The organism is Acidovorax sp. YS12 (genome assembly GCA_021496925.1).
Taxonomy (GTDB): domain Bacteria; phylum Pseudomonadota; class Gammaproteobacteria; order Burkholderiales; family Burkholderiaceae_C; genus Paenacidovorax.
In genome coordinates this window covers 594,533-616,687 of the sequence record CP053915.1, presented here as the reverse complement: position 1 = coordinate 616,687, position 22,155 = coordinate 594,533, and the positions used below count along the sequence as shown (strand labels likewise).

At 66.8% G+C, this 22,155-nt stretch carries 19 protein-coding genes and 1 pseudogene; 11 read left to right on the top strand and 9 right to left on the bottom strand.

Annotated elements, in window-relative coordinates; translation table 11 throughout:
- Positions 1-96 precede the first annotated feature (96 nt).
- From YS110_02935 to YS110_02910, 6 genes are all read right to left on the bottom strand, one after another.
- Positions 97-3,231, bottom strand: coding sequence for an EAL domain-containing protein (locus YS110_02935; protein UJB63792.1), 3,135 nt, complete (start codon positions 3,229-3,231; stop codon positions 97-99).
- A gap of 105 nt (positions 3,232-3,336) precedes the next feature.
- Positions 3,337-4,734: a D-serine/D-alanine/glycine transporter gene (gene cycA, locus YS110_02930; protein UJB63791.1), complete on the bottom strand. Its 1,398-nt coding sequence runs from the start codon at positions 4,732-4,734 to the stop codon at positions 3,337-3,339.
- A gap of 147 nt (positions 4,735-4,881) precedes the next feature.
- Positions 4,882-5,322, bottom strand: a complete 441-nt coding sequence (locus YS110_02925; GenBank protein UJB63790.1) for a hypothetical protein — start codon at positions 5,320-5,322, stop codon at positions 4,882-4,884.
- Positions 5,323-5,361: 39 nt separating this feature from the next.
- A complete protein-coding gene (locus tag YS110_02920) occupies positions 5,362-5,769 on the bottom strand; it encodes a hypothetical protein (GenBank protein UJB63789.1) in 408 nt (135 codons plus the stop codon).
- A 513-nt stretch (positions 5,770-6,282) separates the two neighbouring features.
- The gene (locus YS110_02915; protein UJB63788.1) at positions 6,283-6,915 is read right to left on the bottom strand and encodes a LysE family translocator; all 633 of its coding nucleotides are present in this window, start codon (positions 6,913-6,915) and stop codon (positions 6,283-6,285) included.
- 42 nt (positions 6,916-6,957) lie between these two features.
- Positions 6,958-7,848: a LysR family transcriptional regulator gene (locus YS110_02910; GenBank protein UJB63787.1), complete on the bottom strand. Its 891-nt coding sequence runs from the start codon at positions 7,846-7,848 to the stop codon at positions 6,958-6,960.
- A gap of 119 nt (positions 7,849-7,967) precedes the next feature.
- Here YS110_02910 and YS110_02905 point away from each other — a divergent pair, with 119 nt between their 5' ends.
- The 4 genes from YS110_02905 to mmsB all read left to right on the top strand — a co-directional run bounded on the left by YS110_02905 (position 7,968) and on the right by mmsB (position 12,180).
- Positions 7,968-9,473, top strand: a complete 1,506-nt coding sequence (locus YS110_02905; GenBank protein UJB63786.1) for a CoA-acylating methylmalonate-semialdehyde dehydrogenase — start codon at positions 7,968-7,970, stop codon at positions 9,471-9,473.
- Positions 9,474-9,585: 112 nt separating this feature from the next.
- Positions 9,586-10,752 (top strand): acyl-CoA dehydrogenase family protein, encoded by a 1,167-nt coding sequence (locus YS110_02900; protein ID UJB63785.1) that lies wholly within the window; start codon positions 9,586-9,588, stop codon positions 10,750-10,752.
- A gap of 54 nt (positions 10,753-10,806) precedes the next feature.
- Complete coding sequence (locus YS110_02895) at positions 10,807-11,190, top strand: TfoX/Sxy family protein (GenBank protein UJB63784.1); 384 nt, start codon at positions 10,807-10,809, stop codon at positions 11,188-11,190.
- A gap of 93 nt (positions 11,191-11,283) precedes the next feature.
- Positions 11,284-12,180, top strand: coding sequence for a 3-hydroxyisobutyrate dehydrogenase (gene mmsB / locus YS110_02890; protein UJB63783.1), 897 nt, complete (start codon positions 11,284-11,286; stop codon positions 12,178-12,180).
- A gap of 37 nt (positions 12,181-12,217) precedes the next feature.
- On the opposite strand, the gene YS110_02885 is transcribed toward mmsB, so the two are convergent.
- Positions 12,218-13,153, bottom strand: a complete 936-nt coding sequence (locus YS110_02885; GenBank protein UJB63782.1) for a hypothetical protein — start codon at positions 13,151-13,153, stop codon at positions 12,218-12,220.
- 309 nt (positions 13,154-13,462) lie between these two features.
- Here YS110_02885 and trpB point away from each other — a divergent pair, with 309 nt between their 5' ends.
- The 6 genes from trpB to YS110_02855 all read left to right on the top strand — a co-directional run bounded on the left by trpB (position 13,463) and on the right by YS110_02855 (position 19,874).
- Entirely contained in the window at positions 13,463-14,671 is a 1,209-nt protein-coding gene (trpB, locus tag YS110_02880) for a tryptophan synthase subunit beta (GenBank protein ID UJB63781.1), read from the top strand.
- A gap of 232 nt (positions 14,672-14,903) precedes the next feature.
- Complete coding sequence (locus YS110_02875) at positions 14,904-15,407, top strand: hypothetical protein (protein ID UJB63780.1); 504 nt, start codon at positions 14,904-14,906, stop codon at positions 15,405-15,407.
- A 150-nt stretch (positions 15,408-15,557) separates the two neighbouring features.
- Positions 15,558-16,067: a sigma-70 family RNA polymerase sigma factor gene (locus tag YS110_02870; GenBank protein UJB63779.1), complete on the top strand. Its 510-nt coding sequence runs from the start codon at positions 15,558-15,560 to the stop codon at positions 16,065-16,067.
- 20 nt (positions 16,068-16,087) lie between these two features.
- A complete protein-coding gene (locus tag YS110_02865; GenBank protein ID UJB63778.1) occupies positions 16,088-17,116 on the top strand; it encodes a FecR domain-containing protein in 1,029 nt (342 codons plus the stop codon).
- Between the two features lie 105 nt (positions 17,117-17,221).
- Entirely contained in the window at positions 17,222-19,654 is a 2,433-nt protein-coding gene (locus YS110_02860; GenBank protein UJB63777.1) for a TonB-dependent siderophore receptor, read from the top strand.
- 4 nt (positions 19,655-19,658) lie between these two features.
- Positions 19,659-19,874 carry a hypothetical protein gene (locus YS110_02855; protein UJB63776.1) on the top strand — a complete coding sequence of 72 codons (216 nt, stop codon included), beginning with the start codon at positions 19,659-19,661 and terminating at the stop codon, positions 19,872-19,874.
- 133 nt (positions 19,875-20,007) lie between these two features.
- Here YS110_02855 and YS110_02850 read toward each other — a convergent pair.
- Both YS110_02850 and icd read right to left on the bottom strand, forming a co-directional pair.
- Positions 20,008-20,211, bottom strand: a pseudogene (locus YS110_02850) (transposase).
- 271 nt (positions 20,212-20,482) lie between these two features.
- Positions 20,483-21,742, bottom strand: coding sequence for an NADP-dependent isocitrate dehydrogenase (icd, locus tag YS110_02845; GenBank protein UJB63775.1), 1,260 nt, complete (start codon positions 21,740-21,742; stop codon positions 20,483-20,485).
- A gap of 202 nt (positions 21,743-21,944) precedes the next feature.
- Here icd and YS110_02840 point away from each other — a divergent pair, with 202 nt between their 5' ends.
- Positions 21,945-22,154 (top strand): hypothetical protein, encoded by a 210-nt coding sequence (locus YS110_02840; protein ID UJB63774.1) that lies wholly within the window; start codon positions 21,945-21,947, stop codon positions 22,152-22,154.
- The last annotated feature ends 1 nt before the right edge of the window (position 22,155 follow it).

Genomic DNA, 22,155 nt, shown 5'->3' with positions numbered 1-22,155 from the left:
GTGACCGCCCTGCGCGCACCGGCCCAGCGCGGGTTTTGACATTCAGGTAAAAATCCGGCTCCAGCCCTTTGCAGGCAAGCGCTGGCAGCTATGCTTTCAGGAGTTTCGGCCGCCGGCCTGCTGGCGCAGTACCAGCGCCTCGAACTCTGCCACGGGCACGGGGCGGCTCAGCAGGTAGCCCTGCCAGGCGTGGCAGTCGCTGCGCGCGAGGAATTCGCGCTGCGCCTCGGTCTCCACGCCCTCGGCAATGACGTGCAGGCCCAGGCTGGTGCCCAGCGCGACGATGGTGCGGGCGATGGTGGCGTCGTTGGGGTCGGTGAGCACGTCGCGCACGAAGCCCTGGTCGATCTTGAGCTGGTCCAGCGGCAGGCGCTTGAGGTACGACAGCGACGAGTAGCCGGTGCCGAAGTCGTCGAGCGAGAAGCCCACGCCGTAGCCCTTGAGCTGCGCCATCTTGGCGATGGTGTCCTCCACGTCCTGCAGCAGCAGCCCCTCGGTCAGCTCCAGCTTGAGGTGGCGCGCGTCGGCGCCCGAGCCCGCCAGCGCCGCCAGCACCTGCGACACGAACGCCGCCTGGTGGAACTGGCGCGGGCTGACGTTGACGGCCAGCGTCAGGTGCGCCAGCGCGGGCTGGCGCGCCCAGGCGGCGAGCTGGCGGCAGGCCGCCTGCAGCACCCATTCGCCCAGCGGCAGGATCAGGCCGGTTTCCTCGGCCAGCGGCACGAAGGCAGCGGGCGAGACGAAGCCGTCGCGCGGGTGGCGCCAGCGCAGTAGGCACTCGCAGCCGGTGATGCGGCCGCGGTCCATCTGCGCCTGGTAGAACAGCTCGAACTGGCCCTGCTCCAGGCCCGCGCGCATGTCCAGCTCCAGCGCGGCGCGGGCATGCACCACGGCCTGGATGCGCGGGTCGTAGAACTGCAGCGTGTCGCGCCCGGCGGCCTTGGCCTGGTACATGGCGACGTCGGCGCGCTTGAGCAGGTCGTCCACGCTCTCGCCCAGCCCGCGGAAGATGGCCGCGCCCATGCTCACGCTGGCGTGCCAGGGCTCGCCGCCGAGCATGTAGGGCGCGCGCAGCGCCGCCTGGATGCGCTGCGCCACCTCCTGCGCCTGCACGGCGGCGTCGGCGGCATTGTCCGCCAGCGACTCCAGCACCACCACGAATTCATCGTCGCCGTGGCGTGCCACGGTGTGTTCCTCGTGCGTGCAGGCGCGCAGGCGCTCGGCCACCTGGCGCAGCAGCATGTCGCCCCAGTCGTGGCCGCGCGTTTCGTTGATGGTCTTGAAATGGTCCAGGTCGAGCATCAGCAGCGCGCCGCTGCGCCCCGACTGCGCGCTCGTCGCCATGGCCTGGCGCACCTGGTCGAGCAGCATGCGCCGGTTGGGCAGGCCGGTCAGGGGGTCGTAGTAGGCCAGGTAGGTGGCCTCTTCCTCGGCGGCCTTGCGCTCGCTCAGGTCCTCGAAGAACACCAGGTGGTCCGGCCCGAGCAGCACGCCCGAGATGTCCACGGTGCGGCACTGCCCGTCGCGGCAGGTGATGTCGTACTCGCCCGCGCGGATGCAGCCGTCGCCCTGGCGCGCGGTGTCGCACAGCGCGTCCCAATGGCGGCGCGTGCGCTCGCGCATCTGCGCGTCGGGGTAGGCGCGCTCCCACCAGCGCTGCGTGCCGCCCACGTCCTGCTCGGTGTAGCCGGTGATCTGCACGAAGCTGCGGTTGCGGAACACGATGCGCTCGCCTCCCTGCACCAGCAGCACGCCCACGGGCAGGTGGTCGAGGATGTTGCGCAGGTTGCGCTCGCTCTCGCGCAGCTGGTCCTGCATGCGGCGGCGCCCGGTGATGTCCTGGATCACGCTGACGTTGTAGACCGGCGCCTCGCCGGGCCGCCAGATGGGCGAGACGGTGAGATCGACCCAGACCGTGTCGCCGCCCTTGCGCAGCAGGCGCTTTTCCATGTGGAAGGCGGTGATGTCGCCTGCCTTCAGGCGCGCGAGCTGCGCCAGGTTGGCGGCGTGGTCGTCGGGGTGGGACAGGCTGTGCACGTCGCGCTGCAGCAGTTCCTCGGCGCTGTAGCCAATGATGTCGCAGTAGCGCTGGTTCACGCGCAGGATCTGGCCCGTGTCCACGCGCGTGAGCGACACGCCCACCGCCGCCTGGTTGAACACCGCGCGAAAGCGCTGCTCGCTCTGCTCCAGGGCCTCGTTGGAGGATTGCGCCTCGCCCAGCGCCAGCGCGCGCTGGCGCACCAGCAGGCTGGCCAGCACGGCCAGCAGCAGCGTCAGCGCCACGCCCGCGCTGCCCATCCACCAGGGCAACTGGCGCTCCACGCCCGAGAGCATGGAGCGCGTGGGCACGAAGGTCAGGCGCCAGCGCCGGTCATGCACCTGCAGCACGCGCAGCTCGCGCGCGGCCGAGGCCTCGGGCCAGGCGCCGAACTGGCCCAGCAGCGCCAGCGCGGGCGCGGCGCTGCCGGCCACGCTGCCCACGTCTTCGAGCCGCAGCGCCACGCCGTTGAAGAAGCCCGCCGACGCAATGGCATCGAGCATGGCGCTGACCCGCACGGAAACACCCACCGAGCCGACGAAGCCCGCGCCCGCATCCGCCGCGAAGAGGGGCTGGCGCAGGATGAAGCCCAGGCGCTGCTCCTTCTCCTGCAGCAGCTCGAACGGCGCCGACACCGTGGCCTGCCCCGTGGCCCGCCCTGCCACCACGGCCGCCAGGTTGGCGGGCTGCGAGCCGATGTCCAGCCCCCAGATGCGCTCGTTGCCCTCCCAGGGCCAGAGGTATTCGATGACGTAGTGGTCCGGGCCGTCCGTGAGCCGGTGCAGTATCTCCTGCTGGGCGCGCTCGCCCGTGCGTCCCTGGGCGCGCAGGCGCTGCGCGAACGCGGGCAGCCCTTGCGTGGGCACCCAGCGGGAGAAGTTGAGGTTGCGGATCTCGGGGTAGCGCTGGCGTATCGCACGCTCGGCTGCCACGCGCTCGAAATCCCGGTAGCCCAGGCCCGGGTTCACCAGGAACAGGTCGCGCATGCCCGAGACGATCTCGGTATAGGCGACGATGCGCTGCTCGATGGCGTTGGCCGACGAGCGCACCTCCTCGGTGAAGCGCACGCTGGCGATGGCCTCGCTGGCGCTGCGCTGCTGCTGCACCAGCGCATGGGTCAGCGCCAGGCCCACCAGCGCCACCACGATGCCCGGTATCCAGGATCTGAATGCAGAAGATGCCGTCGCGCCCATGCCGTGAACCACTCCCCGGTTGGTCTTCGTCCTTGCTGTCGCCTTGGTACTGGGAACCGAGAATAGCGTGCTTCGCGCCGCAGCGCGTGGGTAGCTACCCTGCCATCAGGCCGCCGCGCGCTGGCGCATCACCCGGTACGCCACAGCCAGAAGCACGAACCATGCCGGCGTGGCCAGCAGCGCCTGGCGCGTGTCGGCCTCCAGCGTCAGCAGCACCAGGATGCCTGCGAAGAACGCCAGGCAGGCCCAGCACATGGCCACGCCGCCGGGCATCTTGTAGCGCGACGCCGCATGCAGCACCGGGCGCTGGCGGCGGTAGGCGATGTACGACAGCAGGATCAGCGACCACACGAACATGAACAGGATGGCCGACACCGTGGTGACCAGCGTGAAGGCCTGCACCAGATCGGGGATCACCCACATCAGGAACGCCCCGCCCAGCAGGCAGGCGCACGAGAAGAGCAGCCCGCGCGAGGGCACGCTGGCGCGCGAGAGCTGGTGGAAGGCGCGCGGCGCGTCGCCCTTGAGCGCCAGGCCGTAGAGCATGCGGCTGGTGGAAAAGACCCCGCTGTTGGCCGAAGAGGCCGCCGAGGTCAGCACCACGAAGTTGATGATGCCCGCCGCCGCCGGCAGCCCGGCGAGCACGAACAGCTCGACGAACGGGCTCTTGTGCGGCACCACGTCGCGCCAGGGCGTGACGGCCATGATGGCCAGCAGCGCGCACACGTAGAACACGATGATGCGCACCGGAATGGAATTGATGGCGCGCGGCAGCGTGCGCTCGGGGTCCTTGGCCTCGGCGGCGGTGGTGCCCACCAGCTCGATGCCGACGAAGGCGAACACCGCGATCTGGAACCCGGCGAAGAAGCCCATGGCCCCGTGCGGGAACATGCCGCCGTCGTTCCACAGGTTCGCCAGGCTGGCCTGGCGCCCCGTGGGCGCGGTGAAGCCCGTGGCCACCATGTACAGGCCCGTGCCCACCAGCGTGACGATGGCGACAATCTTGATCATGGCGAACCAGAACTCGATCTCGCCGAACAGCTTCACCGTGAGCAGGTTCAGCGCCAGCAGCAGGCCGACGCAGGCGATGGCCGGCGCCCATTGCGGCACGCCGGGAAACCAGAACTGCGCGTAGGCCGAGATGGCGATCACGTCGGCGATGCCGGTGATGATCCAGCAGAACCAGTAGGTCCAGCCGGTGAAGAAACCGGCCCAGGGGCCGAGCAGGTCGTCGGAGAAGTCGATGAACGAGCGGTACTGCAGGTTCGACAGCAGCAGCTCGCCCATGGCGCGCATCACGAAGAACAGCATCACGCCGATGATGGCGTAGACGAACACGATGGACGGCCCGGCCAGGCTGATGGTCTTGCCCGAGCCCATGAACAGGCCCGTGCCGATGGCGCCGCCGATGGCGATGAGCTGGATGTGGCGGTTGGTGAGGTTGCGCTGCAGGTCGTCTTGGCCGTGCGTGCGCCTTGCGTCGGAGGGGACCTTGTGGGTCATGGCAAAGGCTCTCGTAGATGGAAATGAACAGGCGCCCGTTCCTGGCGGCGAACACCGGCGAAACGAGCAAGGGGCGAGCATAAACCAGGGAAAACCCTGAACGACATGCGCCACGGCCCCGCCGCCCTCCCGTCCCTTCAGGCCATGTCAACGCAATCCCACGAACCATTTCCTCGAGGTACTTGGGTGGCGCCTGGCCATCTTGGGCAGCTCAGACACGGACTGGGTGCGCAAAACCTCCAGGGCACGCGCCTCATCGGGCACGAGCCACGTCTCGGCGGACCGGGTGTTCAGTATGAAATACCCTGCGGAGATTTCCTTGCTATTGCCCCGGACGATTTTTCCCATGGCACAAACGACAGCATCCCCCTTCCAGCCGAACTCATTGCACCAATACTCAACACCACCATCCTGCATTCCAAAGTACATATAAAGCCACTGCCCTGATGGATTGCGTATGAATCCATAATAACCACCATTGGAATCAAACGTATAACCATTTTGCAATGGCGTCATCAAAAGAGGCGCATCGCCGCATCCCATCAATAAACTAGCAGCGAACACACCAGCAAGAATCCTGGCTTTCATCCCATGCTCCATGCAATTGCAACACCAACCACACCCGTTTCAACTCCCAAGCCGCACCTGATAGATAGGCACGCCGCTCTCGGGATTCTCCCGGACAAAATCAAAACCCTCAAAGAAATGATGGTCCTGGCTTGACAAATCATCAAAAGCAGCAACATGAAATTCGTAAAGCAACTCGATATAGGTCGGCCGTTTTTGGAAGCGCAGAAAAACGGTTTTCTTCAAGGGATGCCAGTCACCACCCACCTCCTCGCGCACCCAGATGGTGTACTCGACATCCAGGCTCTGACCGGAGAATTTCCTTATCAGCGCTTTCTCATCGAAATAAACGCCTACGTCCTCTGCATACGCACGAAGCGCCTCTACATACTGGCTCATTCTTGGAGGAACGGGCTCCGCCAACGACCATGCAAGCTCATCCAGCACAAGCGCCTCCGATTCAGTCATTCAAGCACGCCTCCTGCCCCTCCGTTTTGCCTTGTCGCGTCGATTCAATGCGCCCAGCATCGGCACCATGCATACCAAAGCATCAACACAGTGCCCGTCACGAAAGCAGCCACAGGCTACAGCAGCCACAAGAACCAGCCCAACTGATAAACGCAAAAAACAGGACAAATGGCGCCGCCATACTGCAACCCAAGGGAAGCCCCGGCTACGCCATACATCAACATGGCGGTTTTCAAAATGGAAGCATGTGAAACGGCCATCGCTGAAACCAATGTCCAGAAACCACGCACTTTATCCCACGCTGGCGATGCGGCCAAAAGTGCTGCCAGCGCCCATCCATCAAGCGCTGGCAGCTATCAAATTTCAAGCACCGAGCTGCCCCAGCCAGATACCGCCCAGCAAGACCGCCGTCACCGGGCGGAGGAACCCAGCAGTGCCACCACGCCCAGCTCCAGACGCGCGATACCCCGACAGGACTTACTCATCGAGGAATTTGCTTGAAACGACGCTGAATCACGCCCCGCCGGCGGAACGGCGCGCGGCCAGCAGGCCGGCACCGGCGGCACCCAGCAGCGCGGCGCACACGCGGTTGAACCACTGGCGGCGCCGGGGCGCAGCGAACCAGCGGCGCAGGTGGCTGCCGATGGCGGCGTAGGCCGCGATCGCCACCCACTCCAGCAGCAGGAACCACGCGCCCAGCTCGGCAAACTGCGCCATGGCGGGCGCCGTGGCGTCGATGAACTGCGGCAGGAAGGCGGTGAAGATCAGGATCGCCTTGGGGTTGCCCGCCGCCACCCAGAACTCCTGCCGCGCCAGGCCCCAGCGCGTGCGGCGGCAGGCCACGGGTGCCTCGGCTTCGGCGGGCGCCGCGCGCCACAGTTGCAGCGCGAGATAGAACAGGTACAGCGCGCCCGCCACCTTGATGGCCAGGAACAGCGCCCCGGACGCCTGCAGCACCACCGCCAGCCCGGTGGCCGCGATGGCGATCATCGCGGCGAAGGCCAGCAGCCGCCCTGCCCCGGCCAGGCAGGCCACGCCAAAGCCATGGCGCGTGGCGTTCGACACCGACAGCAGGTTGTTCGGCCCCGGCGCCATGTTCAGGGCGAAGCAGGCGGGCAGGAAAAGCAGCAGGGTTTCGGTTTTCATCGCGGCGGGCGTCTCCAAAGCCGTGCACTGTAATGGAGGCGGTCACCCGGGCATCAGCCGCCCGGCTTCCTGCTGCCCCACTTCCTTCAGGAACCCCCACACGGCCTGCATGCGCGCCAGGTGCTTGGCCTCGCCGGGCATGCTCATCCAGAAAGTGCGGGTGAAGCGCGCCTCCTGCGGCAGCACGCGCGCCAGGATGGGGTCGCGGTCGGCCAGAAACGCGGGCAGCACCGCCAGGCCCGCGCCCGCGCGCACGGCCTCGTACTGGGCGCTCACGCTGGTGCTGCGCAGCGCGAAGCGCTCGGGCGGGTAGAGCTGGTCGATGAACTGCAGCTCCTTGGTGAACAGCAGGTCGTCCACGTAGCTGATGAAGTCATGGTGGCGCAGGTCCTCGCGGCGCGTGACCAGGGGGCGGCGCGCCAGGTACTCGCGCTGGCCGTACAGGTGCAGGCTGTAGTCGGCCAGCTTGGTGACGATGACCGCGCCGCGCTTGGGCCGCTCCAGCGAGATGACGATGTCCGCCTCGCGCCGCGACAGGTGCAGCAGGCGCGGCAGCGCCAGCAGATCGATGGACAGTTGCGGGTAGCGCTGCGTGAGCTGCGCCAGGTGCTGCGCCAGGATCAGCGTGCCGAAGCCCTCGGTCACGCCCACGCGCACCAGGCCCGAGGGGCCGCCGCCCGGCACGGGCGTGGCGCGCTCCACGCCGAGCGCGGCGGCCTCCATGGCCTCGACGGCGGGCAGCAGGTGGCGGCCCGCTTCGGTCAGGCGGTGGCCCGCGGCCTCGCGCGCGAACAGCGCGCCGCCAAGCTGCTTTTCCAGCGCCTGGATGCGCCGCGCCACGGTGGTGTGCTCCACGCCCAGGCGGCGCGCGGCGGCGGCCAGGGTGCTGGCGCGGGCGAGTTCGAGGAAGTAGCGCAGGTGGTCCCAGTCCATGCATGCCTCTTTGTGCAAATTTGCAAAGCCAAGGTGCAAGTTTAGCTATTGCATGATGAATTTCGCACACATACCATGGACGCCGATCGTTTCAACCACCTACCAAGGAGACACGCACCATGGGCGCACCCATTCCTACCGTCAAGCTGCTGATCAACGGCCAGTTCGTCGAATCCCAGACCACCCAGTGGCGCGACGTGGTCAACCCCGCCACGCAGGAAGTGCTGGCGCGCGTGCCCTTCGCCACGCCCGATGAGATCAACGCCGCCGTGGCGAATGCCAAGGAAGCGTTCAAGACCTGGAAGAAGACGCCCATCGGCGCGCGCGCGCGCATCTTCCTGAAGCTGCAGCAGCTCATCCGCGAGAACATGAAGGAACTGGCCGCGCTGCTGACCGCCGAGCAGGGCAAGACCCTGCCCGACGCCGAGGGCGACGTGTTCCGCGGCCTGGAGGTGGTGGAGCACGCCAGCGCCATCGGCAACCTGCAGCTCGGCGAGCTGGCCAACAACGTGGCCAACGGCGTCGACACCTACACCGTGCTGCAGCCGCTGGGCGTGTGCGCGGGCATCACGCCGTTCAACTTCCCGGCCATGATCCCGCTGTGGATGTTCCCCATGGCCATCGCCACGGGCAACACCTTCGTGCTCAAGCCCTCGGAGCAGGACCCCATCGTCACCATGCGCCTGTGCGAACTGGCGCTGGAAGCCGGCGTGCCCCCGGGCGTGCTGAACGTGATCCACGGCGGCGAGGACGCCGTGAACGCCATCTGCGACCACCCGGACATCAAGGCCATCAGCTTCGTCGGCTCCACCCGCGTGGGCACGCACGTGTACAACCGCGCCAGCCTCAACGGCAAGCGCGTGCAGTGCATGATGGGCGCGAAGAACCACGCCATCGTGCTGCCCGACGCGAACAAGGAGCAGACGCTCAACGCCATCGCCGGCGCCTCCTTCGGCGCAGCGGGCCAGCGCTGCATGGCGCTGCCGGTGGTGATGCTGGTGGGCGAGGCGCAGCAGTGGCTGCCCGACCTGGTGGCCAAGGCCCAGTCGCTGAAGGTCAGCGGCGGCACCGAGCCCGGCACCGACGTGGGCCCGGTGATCTCGTGCGCCGCGCTGTCGCGCATCGAGGGCCTGATCGAGCGCGGCGTGGCCGAGGGCGCCACGCTGGCGCTGGACGGCCGCAAGCCCAGCGTGCCCGGCTATGAGAAGGGCAACTTCGTCGGCCCGACGATCTTCAGCGACGTCAAGCCCGGCATGAGCATCTACGACCAGGAAATCTTCGGCCCCGTGCTGTGCGTGGTCGGCGCCGCCACGCTGGACGAAGCCATCGAATTCATCAACGCCAACCCCAACGGCAACGGCACCGCCGTGTTCACGCAGTCGGGCGCGGCGGCGCGCAAGTTCCAGGAGGAGATCGATGTGGGCCAGGTCGGCATCAACGTGCCTGTGCCCGTGCCCGTGCCGCTGTTCTCGTTCACCGGCAGCCGCGCCTCCAAGCTCGGCGACCTGGGCCCCTACGGCAAGCAGGTGGTGCTGTTCTACACGCAGACCAAGACGGTGACGGCGCGCTGGTTCGACGACAGCACCGCCAGCCATGGCGTGAACACCACCATCAGTCTGAAGTAAGGCGCCCGGCTGGCCTGCCGCACGGAGGCCAGCCTTTTTTGAAAAAATATGCTGCCAGCCCTTGTCCAGCAAGCGCTGGAAGCTATCAAAACAAAAGCAGGAGACACTGCCCGTGGACTTTGAACTGACCGAAGACCAGCGCGCCTTTGCCGACACGGCACGCCAATTCGCCCAGGCGGAGCTGGCCCCCCACGCCGCCGAGTGGGACGCCCAGGGCACCTTCCCGCGCGAGGCTATTCGCCGTGCGGGCGAGCTGGGCTTTTGCGGCCTGTACGCGCCCGAGAATGCCGGCGGCCTGGCCCTGCCCCGGCTCGACGCCACGCTGGTGTTCGAGGAACTGGCCGCCGTCGATCCCAGCACCACCGCTTTCATCACCATCCACAACATGGCGACCTGGATGCTTGGCACCTGGGCCACCGATGAAGTGCGCGCCGAATGGGGTGAGCAACTCACTAGCGGGCAGAAGCTGGCCAGCTACTGCCTGACCGAACCCGGCAGCGGCTCCGACGCCGCCTCCATCAAGACCCGTGCCGAACAGGCCGGGCACGAATACGTGATCAACGGCAGCAAGGCCTTCATCAGCGGCGCGGGCAGTACCGACGTGCTGGTGCTGATGGCGCGCACGGGCGACGCCCAGTCGGGCGCGGGCGGCATCAGCGCCTTCGCCGTGCCGGCGAACCTGCCCGGCATCCACTACGGCAAGAAGGAAGAAAAAATGGGCTGGAACAGCCAGCCCACACGCCAGATCAGCTTCGACAACGTACGCATTCCCGCCAGCCACCTGCTGGGCCGCGAAGGCGAGGGCTTCAAGATCGCCATGAAGGGCCTGGACGGCGGGCGCATCAACATCGCCACCTGCTCGGTCGGCGCTGCGCAAGGCGCGCTCGGCCACGCGCAGCGCTACATGCACGAGCGCAAGCAGTTCGGCAAGGCGCTGGCGAGCTTCCAGGCGCTGCAGTTCAAGCTGGCCGATATGGCGACCGAACTCGTCGCCGCACGCCAGATGGTGCGCCTGGCCGCCAGCAAGCTGGACGCTGGTGCCCCCGACGCCAGCACCTACTGCGCCATGGCCAAGCGCTTCGCCACCGACGCGGGCTTCACCGTGGTCAACGAGGCGCTGCAGTTGCACGGCGGCTACGGCTACATCCGCGAATACCCGCTGGAGCGCCTGCTGCGCGACGCGCGCGTGCACCAGATCCTCGAAGGGACGAACGAGATCATGCGCGTCATCATCGGGCGGCGCATGCTCGACGGCGATGCGCCGGACGTGATCCGTTAGCGAAACAATAGCTACCAGCGCTTGCTGGACAAGCCCTGGAGGCCTATTTTCCTCATGCCCGCCCGCCCCGTCATGCCAGAAACCCTGCAGCTCATCGCCGCCGTGCAAGACGCACTGGCAGAGCGCCTGGGCGCGCGGGCCACGGTGGAGGAACGGCCGCTGTTCGGCTGCCACGCCTTCATGGTGGACGGCAAGCTGTGCCTGGCCGTCAAGGGCGAAGACCTGCTGGTGCGCCTGCCGCCCGCGCAGCACGCCGCCGTGGCCGAGCAGCCCGGCGTGCGCGAGCTGGACCCGCGCGGCGGCATGCCCGGCTACTTCTGGGTCGAACCCTCGGGCTACGCCACGCGCGCGCAGTGGCAGCACTGGGTGGACACCGCCCTCGCCTACAACCCGCAGGCCAAGGCAACGCCGCGGCGGCGCAAGGAGCGCGCCGCATGATTTTCAGTGTTTTTAGCCTCTATCGCTTACCAGTCAAGCGCGAGCAGCTATCAAAACCGTAGTTTCTTTTCACACACCACAGGAGACAGCACCATGCAAATCGCATTCATCGGCCTGGGCAACATGGGCGCCCCCATGGCCATCAACCTGGTCAAGGCCGGCCACAGCGTCAAGGCCTTCGACCTGAGCCAGGACGCCGTGGCCAAAGTGGTCGCCGAAGGCGGCCAGGCCGCGGCCAGCGCGCAAGCTGCCGTGCAAGGCGCCGAGGCGGTCGTCACCATGCTGCCCGCCAGCCAGCACGTGGAGGGCCTGTTCCTCGGCCGCGACGGCCAGCCCGGCCTGCTGTCCAGCATCGCCAAGGGCGCGCTGGTCATCGACAGCTCGACCATCGCCGCCGCCACCAGCCAGAAGGTGGCCAAGGCTGCCGAAGCGGCGGGCATCGCCTTCATCGACGCGCCCGTCTCCGGCGGCACCGGCGGCGCCATTGCCGGCACCCTCACCTTCATGGTAGGCGGCAGCAGCGCCGACCTGGAGCGCGCGCGCCCGCTGCTGGAAAAGATGGGTGCCAACATCTTCCACGCGGGCAGCGTGGGCGCGGGCCAGACGGCCAAGATCTGCAACAACATGCTGCTGGGCATCCTCATGGCCGGCACCAGCGAAGCCATCGCCCTGGGCGTGGCCAACGGCCTCGACCCCAAGGTGCTGAGCGAGATCATGCGCCGCAGCTCCGGCGGCAACTGGGCGCTGGAGAAGTACAACCCCTTCCCCGGCGTGCACGAGAACGCCCCCGCCAGCAAGGGCTATGCGGGCGGCTTCGGCACCGACCTGATGCTCAAGGACCTGGGCCTGGCGCAGGAAAACGCCATGGCCGTGAAAGCCGCCACGCCGCTGGGCGGGCTGGCGCGCGCGATCTACGCGGCGCACAGCATCGCCGGGCACGGGGGGGAGGATTTCTCCGGCGTGATCAAGATGCTGCAGAAAAAAGGGTGATCTGCGGGGGGCGGGGCTTGTGGCGCGCTGCGGCCCTTCATGGCAAAAACTCATCCATGAGTTTCTCCACCGCAGCCGCTTGCAGAACGTCCCGCCGCCGCTTGAGCGCATCCCGGTCGCGCTGATCCGCCAGCCAGCGCTTGAATGCCACGAAAGTGCCTGGCGCCACCGTGTTCATGCGCGCCATGGTGCCATTGGTCGCCACGACGACGGCGGAAAATCCCGGCGCGTCCAGCAGCACGTTGGCGCGGCGCGCCTGGGCCACCCAGAAATCGTCATCCTCGCCGCTGAGCTTGATAGGGTGCGGATCGTCTTCCACCTGCTCGCGGCGAATGATGTCCACCTCGAAGCCATCCTTGTTCACGGCGGTGTACTGCTGGCTCCTGCGCATGCGGAAGGTGCCGTCCACCTTCTTCAGTACCCCGAGCATGGAACTGTCCACCCGCGCGAGCTGGGTGGCGAACTGGATGCGCTTGCGCGTGTCCCACAGCAGGTCGGTGTCGCGCGTGGCCAGCGCATCGGCGTCCAGACGCACGCCGGCCGCGGCCTCGTAGGCATACAGAGCGTGCGTGCCCACCACGCGGAAGTGCGGGCTGAGCTGTGTGTCGGCCAGACGCGCCAGCAAGCTCACCACCAGCGGCTCCACCCGGCCCACGCGCAGGGCGCGGTTCAGGCGCCGGTGCTGGTCGAGCGCGGCCTTCAGGCCCGCCATGCGCTCCGCGCTTTCCTGCTTGCGCTGCATGAAACGGTCATAGATGGCCTGGTTCTCGGGGGACTGCGGCCCCAGGCTGGTTTGTGCCCCGGCAGGGGTCGTGCGCACGAGATAGCGCGCCTCGGGCGCGGACGGCGGGCCCGCGTGCCAGTACATGCCGCCGCGCACCTGGGCCGCGTCCTGCTGCGCTTCTTCCCACGCCTCGAAGACGGCAACGGCATCAATGTACTGGCGGGCTGCTGCGGGGCTGATTTCTTGCATTTCGGTATTTTTTAAAGTTTCCAATTTTTATACCGAAACTCTTTTCAATACAACAAGTTATAAAAACAAAAAGACACCCTTCATGAAGTCGCTCCACCATGCGGCGCGACCGCCTCGGGCCTTGCGCTGGGGCAAGCCCTGATGCGCCAATGGGATCCAGCCCCCGCATCTGCGCGTATATTGCTCCACGCCGCCGCGGGCGCTCCATGGCATGGGCCGCCGCACCAGGCATCGAATGGCCTCCAGCCCTTGCCAGGCAAGCGCTGGCAGCTATCAAAACCGAATTCCCAACCACTCCTTTGCATAGCGATGACAGCTTCTACCTCCTTCGCCCCCATGCCTGACGCTGCCGGTTTCTTTGGCCCCTACGGTGGCCAGTTGGTGCCGCCGCACCTCAAGCAGGCCATGGACGACATCAACGCCGCCTATGCCGAAATCACCCAGCGCCAGGATTTCCAGGACGAGCTGGCACAGCTGTTCGCCGACTACGTGGGCCGGCCCAGCCCCATCTTCCACGCCCGGCGCCTGTCGGCGCAGCTCGGCGGCGCGCAAATCCACCTCAAGCGCGAGGACCTGAACCACACCGGCGCGCACAAGATCAACCACTGCCTGGGCGAGGCGCTGCTGGCCAGGTTCATGGGCAAGAAGAAGGTGATCGCCGAAACCGGCGCCGGCCAGCACGGTGTGGCCCTGGCCACGGCCTGCGCGCTGGTGGGCATTCCGTGCGAGATCCACATGGGCCAGGTGGACATCGAGAAGGAACACCCCAACGTCACCAAGATGCGCATCCTCGGCTGCAAGCTGGTGGCGGTGACGCGCGGCGCCGCCACGCTGAAGGAAGCCGTGGACAGCGCCTTCGAGGAATACCTGACCAACCCGACCGACTACCTCTACGCCATCGGCTCGGTGGTCGGCCCGCACCCGTTCCCGATGATGGTGCGCGACTTCCAGAGCATCATCGGCCGCGAGGCGCGCGAGCAGTTCCAGGCCAGGCATGGCCGCCTGCCGGACTACGTGACGGCCTGCGTGGGCGGCGGCTCGAACGCCATGGGCATGTTCACCGCCTTCCTGAATGACGCGGACGTGAAGCTGGTGGGCGTGGAGCCCTCGGGCGAAGGCACGGACAAGCCCGGGCGCCACGCCGCCACGCTCACCATGGGCAAGCCCGGCGAGATCCACGGCATGAAGTGCTACGTGCTGGAAGACGCCCCGGGCGTGCCCGCCGCGGTGCACAGCATCGCCTCGGGCCTGGACTACCCCGGCGTGGGGCCGCAGCACAGCTACCTCAAGGACATCGGCCGCGTGCAGTACGAATCGGTGACCGACAAGGAGTGCCTGGACGCCTTCATGCAGCTCTCGCGCGTGGAAGGCATCATCCCCGCGCTGGAGAGCGCCCACGCCGTAGCCTGGGCCATGCGCGTAGCGCCCACGCTGCGCCCGGACCAGCACATCCTGGTGAACCTCTCGGGCCGGGGCGACAAGGACGCCGACTACGTGGCCAAGGTGCTCGGCATCTGAACACGCCCCCCGCCGCGCAGCGCAGGGGGCACTGAACCACGGGCAGGAGCAGGCCCGCGCTGCATACCGCGTGCAGCGCGGGCCTTTTCGCCTCCAATATGCAAGACAAGCGCCCTGCCCGGCCCTATGGCCCTACGGCCCTACGGCCGGGACGCCCGCTTAGCTGCGCAAGGGCAAGTCGCTCAAGGGCATTGCCGCGCGCACCAGCCTGCGCCGGATATGGGTGCACGGCGTGGACCAGGACCTGCTCCATGGCCTGTGCGCGCTGCCCAACCTGGAGGTGCTGTTCATGGAGAAGGTCACAGCGCAGGATCTCTCCCTGCTGCAGGACGCAAAGGCCCTCAGGCACCTCTCGCTGGACGGCGTGCCCGCCATCGGCCACCTGTCCTGGCTCGGTGAGCGGCGAACGCTGGAGGTGCTGTCTCTCGAGAACTGGCCCCTGCTGCATGACATCACCGCGTTGGCGGCGCAGACCCAGTTGCGGGGACTCGCGCGCGACGGAGGGACCTGGACGCCCCTGCAACTGGATTCGCTGACGCCGCTGGCCGGACTCGATCGGTTGCAGTGCCTGTCGCCCATCAACTGCCAGGTGCCAGACAAGTCCCTCGCGCCCCTCCAACGTCTCGGGCAGTTGCGTGCATTGCACTGCGGGCAGAACTTTTCGCAGGATCAGTTTCTGGCGCTGCGTGCGGCCCAACCCGAGATCCGCTGCGATTGGTTCGACCACTCCGCCTAGCTGCCGAGCTGACCCTGGACGATGGAACTGCCATAGAGGGCTGCTGCCCAGGTGCTCAGCATGGCGCCGACCCGTCATTGAATATAATGCGACGCATTCCCATTCACGCCGGTGCTCACGCCTCCACGCCCAGCGTTCCCTGGAGGGTTCATGCCGACGACCGGAATCGCACTGCAGCAGAGCATCGAGAGCTTCTACGCCGATCACCATGGCTGGCTGAAGGCTTGGTTGCGGCGGCGCCTGGGCAACTCCTTCGACGCCGCCGACCTGGCGCACGACACCTTCCTGCGGCTGCTGCGCCGCGATGACCTTCCTGCCATCCGTGAACCCAGGGCCTTGCTGACCACCGTGGCGCAGGGGGTGGTGTCCAACTTCCATCGCCACCGCCGGGTTGAAGAAGCCTATCTCGCCACCCTGGCATCCCTGCCCGAGCCCACGGCACCCAGCCCCGAGACCCGCGCCATATTGCTGGAGACCCTGGTCGAACTGGACCGCCGGCTCGACGCGCTCGACGTCCCCGTGCGCAAGGCCTTCCTGCTCTCGCAACTGGATGGCATGAAGCAGGCGGACATCGCCATCGAGCTGAACCTCTCGCTCGCCACGGTGCAACGTCACATCGCGAAAGCGGCGCGCATGTGCTTCTTCGGCCTGGACGTCTGAAACCCTCCTGGGCCTCCCAAATGTCCCCATCCGACGTTTCCCCTACCCTCCTGCCGGCGCTGCAGGGGCCGGCCCTTCCCGAGGAGGTCTGCACCCAGGCGGTGGAATGGATGGTGGCCCTGCAAGCCCCGGGCGCGAACGAGGCGACCCAGCAAGCCTGGCAGCACTGGCGCACGTCGCATGCCGACCATGAACGCGCCTGGCGGCACATCGAATCGTTTTCGGCCCAGTTGCGTGGGCTGGATGCGCCCCTCGTGCACGGCACGCTGGAACGGGGCGAAGCGGCATCGCGCCAGCGGCGCCGCGCCATCCGCTACCTGGCCGTGGCCCTGTTCACCGGCAGCGGAGCCTGGCTGGCCCGCGACCCGCTGCACACGGGATGGCAAGACTGGACTGCCGACCACCGCACCCGCACCGGCGAACGCCGCACGGTCACGCTGGCCGATGCCACCCGCATCGATCTGGACACGGCCAGCGCCATTGCCGTGCGCTTTTCTCCGCGAGCGCGCCTGGTCGAACTGCTGCACGGGCAGATCCTGATCACGACCGGCGCCGATGCCACCGGTGACACGGCAGCGCCCTTCTGGCCGTTCCTGGTGGACACGCCCGATGGCCGGTTGCGCGCCCTGGGCACCCGCTTCTCGGTGCGCCGATACGGCAGCGAGACCCACCTGGCCGTCTTCGACGGTGCGGTGGAAATCCAACCGGCCCTTGCGCCCTCTGGGACCCGCGTCCTGCGCGCTGGGGAACAAACCCGCTTTGACCGCCTGGAGATCACCCCCACACAGCCGTTGACCGCAGGGGAGCCAGCCTGGGCAAAAGGCATGTTCGTCGCCCGCGACATGCCCCTGGCGGAATTCGTCGCCGAGCTGGAGCGCTACCGGCCGGGCCGCGTGGCTTGTGCCCCCGGGATCGCCCACCTGAAGGTCTCGGGCATCTATCCGCTGGACGACACGGACCGGGTGATCGACATGCTGCTGCGCACGCAGCCTGTCGAAGCCCGAACGATGACGCGGTTTTGGATCACCCTCAGACCACGTGGCACCTGAGCATGGCTGGACCGGAGAAAAATTTGAGCGGACGTTGAGGTGTTTTTCTTTCTCGCGTGGCATGTCCTTGAGAAGCCACATTTTTATCGGGAAAGGACACCCTCCATGCAGAAACACCGCCGCCGCGCCGTGCACACCTTCCAGCGGCATGCCGCCTCCCTGGCCGCCAGCCAGGCACTGATGCTTGCCACGCTGGGCACGGCCCTGCTGGCCGCCCCCAGCGCCGCACAGGTCCCGGCAAGCGCCAAAACCTACGCCATCCCGGCTGGAACACTGGAAGGCGTGCTGACCCGCTTTGCGCTGGAAAGCGGACTGATGCTGTCCTACCGCTCGGAGGACATCACGGGCAAGCACAGCCCGGGCCTGACGGGCCGCCACGAGGCCGCCGACGCCTTGAAGCGGATTCTCGCGGACACCAGTTTGGCCGCCACTCCCCAGCCCAACGGGGGCTACGTGCTGCGCGCCGCTCCAGCCGTTGCTCCACCAGGCGGGCAAGACGGTGTCCAGACACTGCCCTTGGTCAGGGTCACCGCCACGCAGGAAGCAGAAACGGCATCGGGGCCGGTGCATGGATTCGTCGCGCGGCGCAGTGCCACGGGCATGAAGACCGACACAGCCTTGATCGAGGTGCCGCAGTCCGTTTCGGTCATCGGCCGGGACGAATTGGACGCGCGCGGTGCGCAAAGCGTGATGGAGGCGCTGCGCTACGTGCCCGGTGTGACGGTCGACAGCTATGGCGTGGAAACCCGCGGCAGCGAATGGGCGCTGATGCGCGGCTTCGACTCCAACGCCACCAGCGCCCTGGTCGATGGCATCCGCCTGGCGCGCAGCACCTGGATCAACTTTCAGACCGAGGCCTATGGGATTGAACGCATTGAGGTGCTGAGAGGACCGGCCTCCGTGGTCTATGGGCAGACCGAGGTCGGCGGCACCATCCATCGCATCAACAAGCGTCCGCAAGCGGACGCCGTGCGCGAAATCGAGTTGCAGACGGGAAGCTACGGCCGCAAGCAGCTGGCGGCGGATGTGGGTGGTTCGCTCGATGCCGATGGCACCTTGCTCTACCGCGTGGTCGGACTGGCGCTGGACACGGACAACCAGTTGCGTTTTGCGGGCGGCGGCCGGGGCAGCAATGAGCGCCAGTTCATCGCTCCATCGCTGACCTGGCGCCCGAGCGCCGACACGACCCTGACCGTGCGTGCCGAATGGCTGCGCAACGTCAACAAGGGGTTCTCGCTCTACGTGGTGCGCAATGGCCAGAACACCGGCCTGCTGCGCGGCGACCCCAACTACCTCAGCTATGAACAGGATCAGGCACAGCTGGGCTACGAATTGGAACATCGCATCAACGACACCTGGACCGTGAGGCAGAACTTCCGCCAAGCCAGCGCCTCGGTGGACAACTGGTACATCAACCCGGCCGGTGCCATCACCGGCAACCTGCTGCCACGCAGCGCGCGCTATGCGGACGACAGCTTGCGCCAAACGGCGCTGGACACGCATCTGCAAGCCCGGTTCGGCCAAGGCCGGCTGTCGCACACCGTGCTGATGGGCCTGGACTGGAGCAACGTGCGCGCCGATTACAAGGAATGGCATGCCGCCGCTGGCGCCACGCCCCCCTTGAACCTCGATGCGCCGGTGTACGGCATGGCTTTCCCCTCGCCCAGCGTGCTGCGCACGAGCAACCGCATCACCAACCAACAACTCGGCGTGTATCTGCAAGACCAGATCCGCGTCGACCAGCGTTGGCTGCTGACACTGGGCGGGCGCCAGGACACGGTCGAGAACCAATCATCCAATCGACTGACCGACCGGCAGGACAAGCAGCGGGACCAGGCGTTCAGCGGCCGTGCAGGCGTGACCTACCTGGCGGACAACGGCATTGCCCCCTACGCCAGCTACGCCACCTCGTTCATGCCGCAGAACCTGCGGACTTCCAGCGGCGACCCGTACCGGCCCACACGCGGCAAGCAGTGGGAGCTGGGCGTCAAGGTACAGCCCCCAAGCGGTAACAGCCTGTTCACCGCTGCTCTGTTCGACCTGACCAAGACCAACGTGGAGACCTACGACCCTTCCACCGACGACTACGTGCAGACCGGCAAGATTCGCTCGCGCGGCCTGGAGCTGGAAGCCAAGACACGGCTCGCCCCGGGCCTGCAGGCCTATGCCGCCTACACCTACAACGACGTCAAGGTGGTGGCCAGCCAGGATGCCGACATGGGCAAGACACCGATCCAGGTGCCGCGCCACCTCGCCTCGGCGGGGTTTGACTACGCCTTCACGGGATCCCTGCAGGGCGTCAGCGCCGGCCTGGGCGTGCGCCACGTGGGCCGACGCTACGACAACCCGGCCAACACCCAATCGACTCCCTCGTTCACCTTGGTGGATGCCGCGCTGCGCTATGACAACGGCCCGTGGCGCTTCGCCCTGAACATCGCCAACCTGTTCGACAAGCACTACGTCGCATCCCGCGCCTATGGCGGTTACTACCTGGGGGCCGAACGCAACTTCACGCTGATGGCCAAGTACCGCTTCTGACGGGATGAGGCGCATCAAGGCGGCCACCGTCCGACAGGTCATCGTGCGGCGCCACCGGCGGGTGGGGCTCGCGGTATCGGCTTTTCTGGTGCTGGCCGGCCTGACCGGCTCCGCATTGACGTTTCGCGAGGAACTGGAGGATGGCTCGCCCCAGAACTGCATGCGGCCGCTTCAGCTCGGGGCACTGGCTCTGCAACACCGCTGGACGCGTTCCTGCTGAGAGAACGGGTTGAGGAGCAACTGCCCGCTGGGGCAATGTGTCGTGGTCAAGTCACGCCGATAGGCGGAATCTTGCGGTCAAGGCTGTTCAGTGGCTGCCTGCGCCTCGAAGCGAGATGGCGGCAAGTAGCCGTTGGCAGCGCCTTCCACTGGCAGCCGGTGCGCAGTACATACATGATGGCCTCGAACACCAGCCGTAGCGGCTTCGTCGGCCGACCCGCCCCGACAGCGCGCTTGTACTGCTTGTCAGGATCGCGCACTGGCTGCGGTATCAGTGGCTCGACCCGCTTCCAGAACGCGTCCGTCACTTCCCATGAATTGGCATGCGCCTTGGCCATCCCGGTCTCCTGCGTCGCATCACGGGCAACTCAGGGACATAGTTTAATTTACGGATAAATCCTAAGTGCTCGCATAGCGTCCTCACGGTGTCGGTTCTTGCCTGCCCCAAATGGAGCAATTTGGAGCAAAGATCCGGCGCTGTCGCTCCGAATCTGGCTCCAAAAGGGCCGGATTTCGCAAACAGCCGTGGAACGCCATGAAACGGAAACCCCTAATTTCTCCAGAAAAATCAAGGGCTTACAAGATGCCATGAGGCGTCGTGGTGCGGCTTCACATATGGTCGATCATGACGTTGCCGAAGCCCGAGCAACTGACCTGCGTGGCGCCTTCCATCAGGCGTGCGAAGTCGTAGGTCACCTTCTTGCTCTGGATGGCCTTCTCCATGGCGCTGATGATGGTGTCGGCCGCCTCGGACCAGCCCATGTGGCGCAGCATCATCTCGGCCGAGAGGATCTCGGAGCCGGGGTTGACGTAGTCCTTGCCCGCGTACTTGGGCGCCGTGCCGTGCGTGGCCTCGAACATGGCCACCGAGTCGGACAGGTTGGCGCCCGGGGCGATGCCGATGCCGCCCACCTGCGCCGCCAGCGCGTCGGAGATGTAGTCGCCGTTGAGGTTGAGCGTGGCGATCACGCTGTACTCGGCCGGGCGCAGCAGGATCTGCTGCAGGAAGGCGTCGGCGATGCTGTCCTTGATGGTGATGTCCCTGCCGGTGCGCGGGTTCTTCAGGCGCATCCACGGTCCGCCGTCGATCAGCTCGGCGCCGAACTCCTGCGCTGCCAGCTCGTAGCCCCAGTCGCGGAAACCCCCTTCGGTGAACTTCATGATGTTGCCCTTGTGCACCAGGGTCACGCTGGGCTTGTCGTTGTCGATGGCGTACTGGATGGCCTTGCGCACCAGGCGCTGCGTGCCTTCGCGCGACACGGGCTTGACGCCGATGCCCGAGGTCTCGGGAAAGCGGATCTTCTTCACGCCGAACTCGGTCTGCAGGAACTGGATGAGCTTCTTCGCCTTGTCGGACTGGGCCTCGAACTCGATGCCGGCGTAGATGTCCTCGGAGTTCTCGCGGAAGATCACCATGTCGGTCTTCTCGGGCTCCTTCAGCGGCGAGGGCACGCCCTTGAAATAGCGCACCGGGCGCAGGCAGACGTACAGGTCCAGCTCCTGGCGCAGCGCCACGTTGAGCGAGCGGATGCCGCCACCCACGGGCGTGGTCAGCGGCCCCTTGATGGAGACCACGTAGTCGCGCACGGCGTTCAGCGTCTCCTCGGGCAGCCACACGTCGGGGCCGTACACCTGGGTGGATTTCTCGCCGGCGTAGACCTCCATCCAGTGGATCTTGCGGCGCCCGCCGTAGGCCTTGGCCACGGCGGCGTCCACCACCTTGAGCATGACGGGCGTGATGTCGCGGCCCGTGCCGTCGCCCTCGATGTAGGCGATGATGGGCTGGTCCGGCACGTTCAGGGACATGTCGGCATTGACGGTGATCTTCTGGCCCTCGGCGGGTACCTTGATGTGCTGGTAGCTGGTCATGCGCTTGTGTCTCCTCGTGGCAGGCAAAAAAAGAAACGCCACAGGGCCGTTCTTCCCCGGAGCGGGGAAATTCTAGCGACAAAATACAAGGGCTCCCTCTGTCAACGGCGCAGCGAAAAGCGCCGTTATGCAAAGGCAGCGCGGCCCTACGCGCCGCACTTCACCTCCTCCCTCCTCCTAGTCTGTCAAGGAAATGGCATATATGAAAAAACTCCTCGCGCTCCTGACGACGGGCCTGCTCTGCGCTGGTGCATTCGCACAAGCCCCTGCCGCTCCCGCCGCCCCCCTGGCTCCGGCCGTGTCTGCCGCTCCCGCCGCAGCCGCCCCGGCCCCCGAAGCCAAGGCCGCCAAGGCCCACAAGGCTGGCAAGAAGCACGCCAAGAAGCGCTCCAAGAAGAAGTCGGCCGCCTGAT

Coding starts and splice junctions, on each gene's coding strand:
- YS110_02860 (UJB63777.1), top strand. CDS start 17,222: ATGCAGAAACACCGCCGCCGCGCCGTGCACACCTTCCAGCGGCATGCC.
- YS110_02920 (UJB63789.1), bottom strand. CDS start 5,769: ATGACTGAATCGGAGGCGCTTGTGCTGGATGAGCTTGCATGGTCGTTG.
- YS110_02840 (UJB63774.1), top strand. CDS start 21,945: ATGAAAAAACTCCTCGCGCTCCTGACGACGGGCCTGCTCTGCGCTGGT.
- trpB (UJB63781.1), top strand. CDS start 13,463: ATGACAGCTTCTACCTCCTTCGCCCCCATGCCTGACGCTGCCGGTTTC.
- YS110_02925 (UJB63790.1), bottom strand. CDS start 5,322: ATGAAAGCCAGGATTCTTGCTGGTGTGTTCGCTGCTAGTTTATTGATG.
- YS110_02915 (UJB63788.1), bottom strand. CDS start 6,915: ATGAAAACCGAAACCCTGCTGCTTTTCCTGCCCGCCTGCTTCGCCCTG.
- YS110_02855 (UJB63776.1), top strand. CDS start 19,659: ATGAGGCGCATCAAGGCGGCCACCGTCCGACAGGTCATCGTGCGGCGC.
- icd (UJB63775.1), bottom strand. CDS start 21,742: ATGACCAGCTACCAGCACATCAAGGTACCCGCCGAGGGCCAGAAGATC.
- cycA (UJB63791.1), bottom strand. CDS start 4,734: ATGACCCACAAGGTCCCCTCCGACGCAAGGCGCACGCACGGCCAAGAC.
- YS110_02910 (UJB63787.1), bottom strand. CDS start 7,848: ATGGACTGGGACCACCTGCGCTACTTCCTCGAACTCGCCCGCGCCAGC.
- YS110_02865 (UJB63778.1), top strand. CDS start 16,088: ATGTCCCCATCCGACGTTTCCCCTACCCTCCTGCCGGCGCTGCAGGGG.
- YS110_02870 (UJB63779.1), top strand. CDS start 15,558: ATGCCGACGACCGGAATCGCACTGCAGCAGAGCATCGAGAGCTTCTAC.
- YS110_02895 (UJB63784.1), top strand. CDS start 10,807: ATGCCCGCCCGCCCCGTCATGCCAGAAACCCTGCAGCTCATCGCCGCC.
- mmsB (UJB63783.1), top strand. CDS start 11,284: ATGCAAATCGCATTCATCGGCCTGGGCAACATGGGCGCCCCCATGGCC.
- YS110_02885 (UJB63782.1), bottom strand. CDS start 13,153: ATGCAAGAAATCAGCCCCGCAGCAGCCCGCCAGTACATTGATGCCGTT.
- YS110_02935 (UJB63792.1), bottom strand. CDS start 3,231: ATGGGCGCGACGGCATCTTCTGCATTCAGATCCTGGATACCGGGCATC.
- YS110_02905 (UJB63786.1), top strand. CDS start 7,968: ATGGGCGCACCCATTCCTACCGTCAAGCTGCTGATCAACGGCCAGTTC.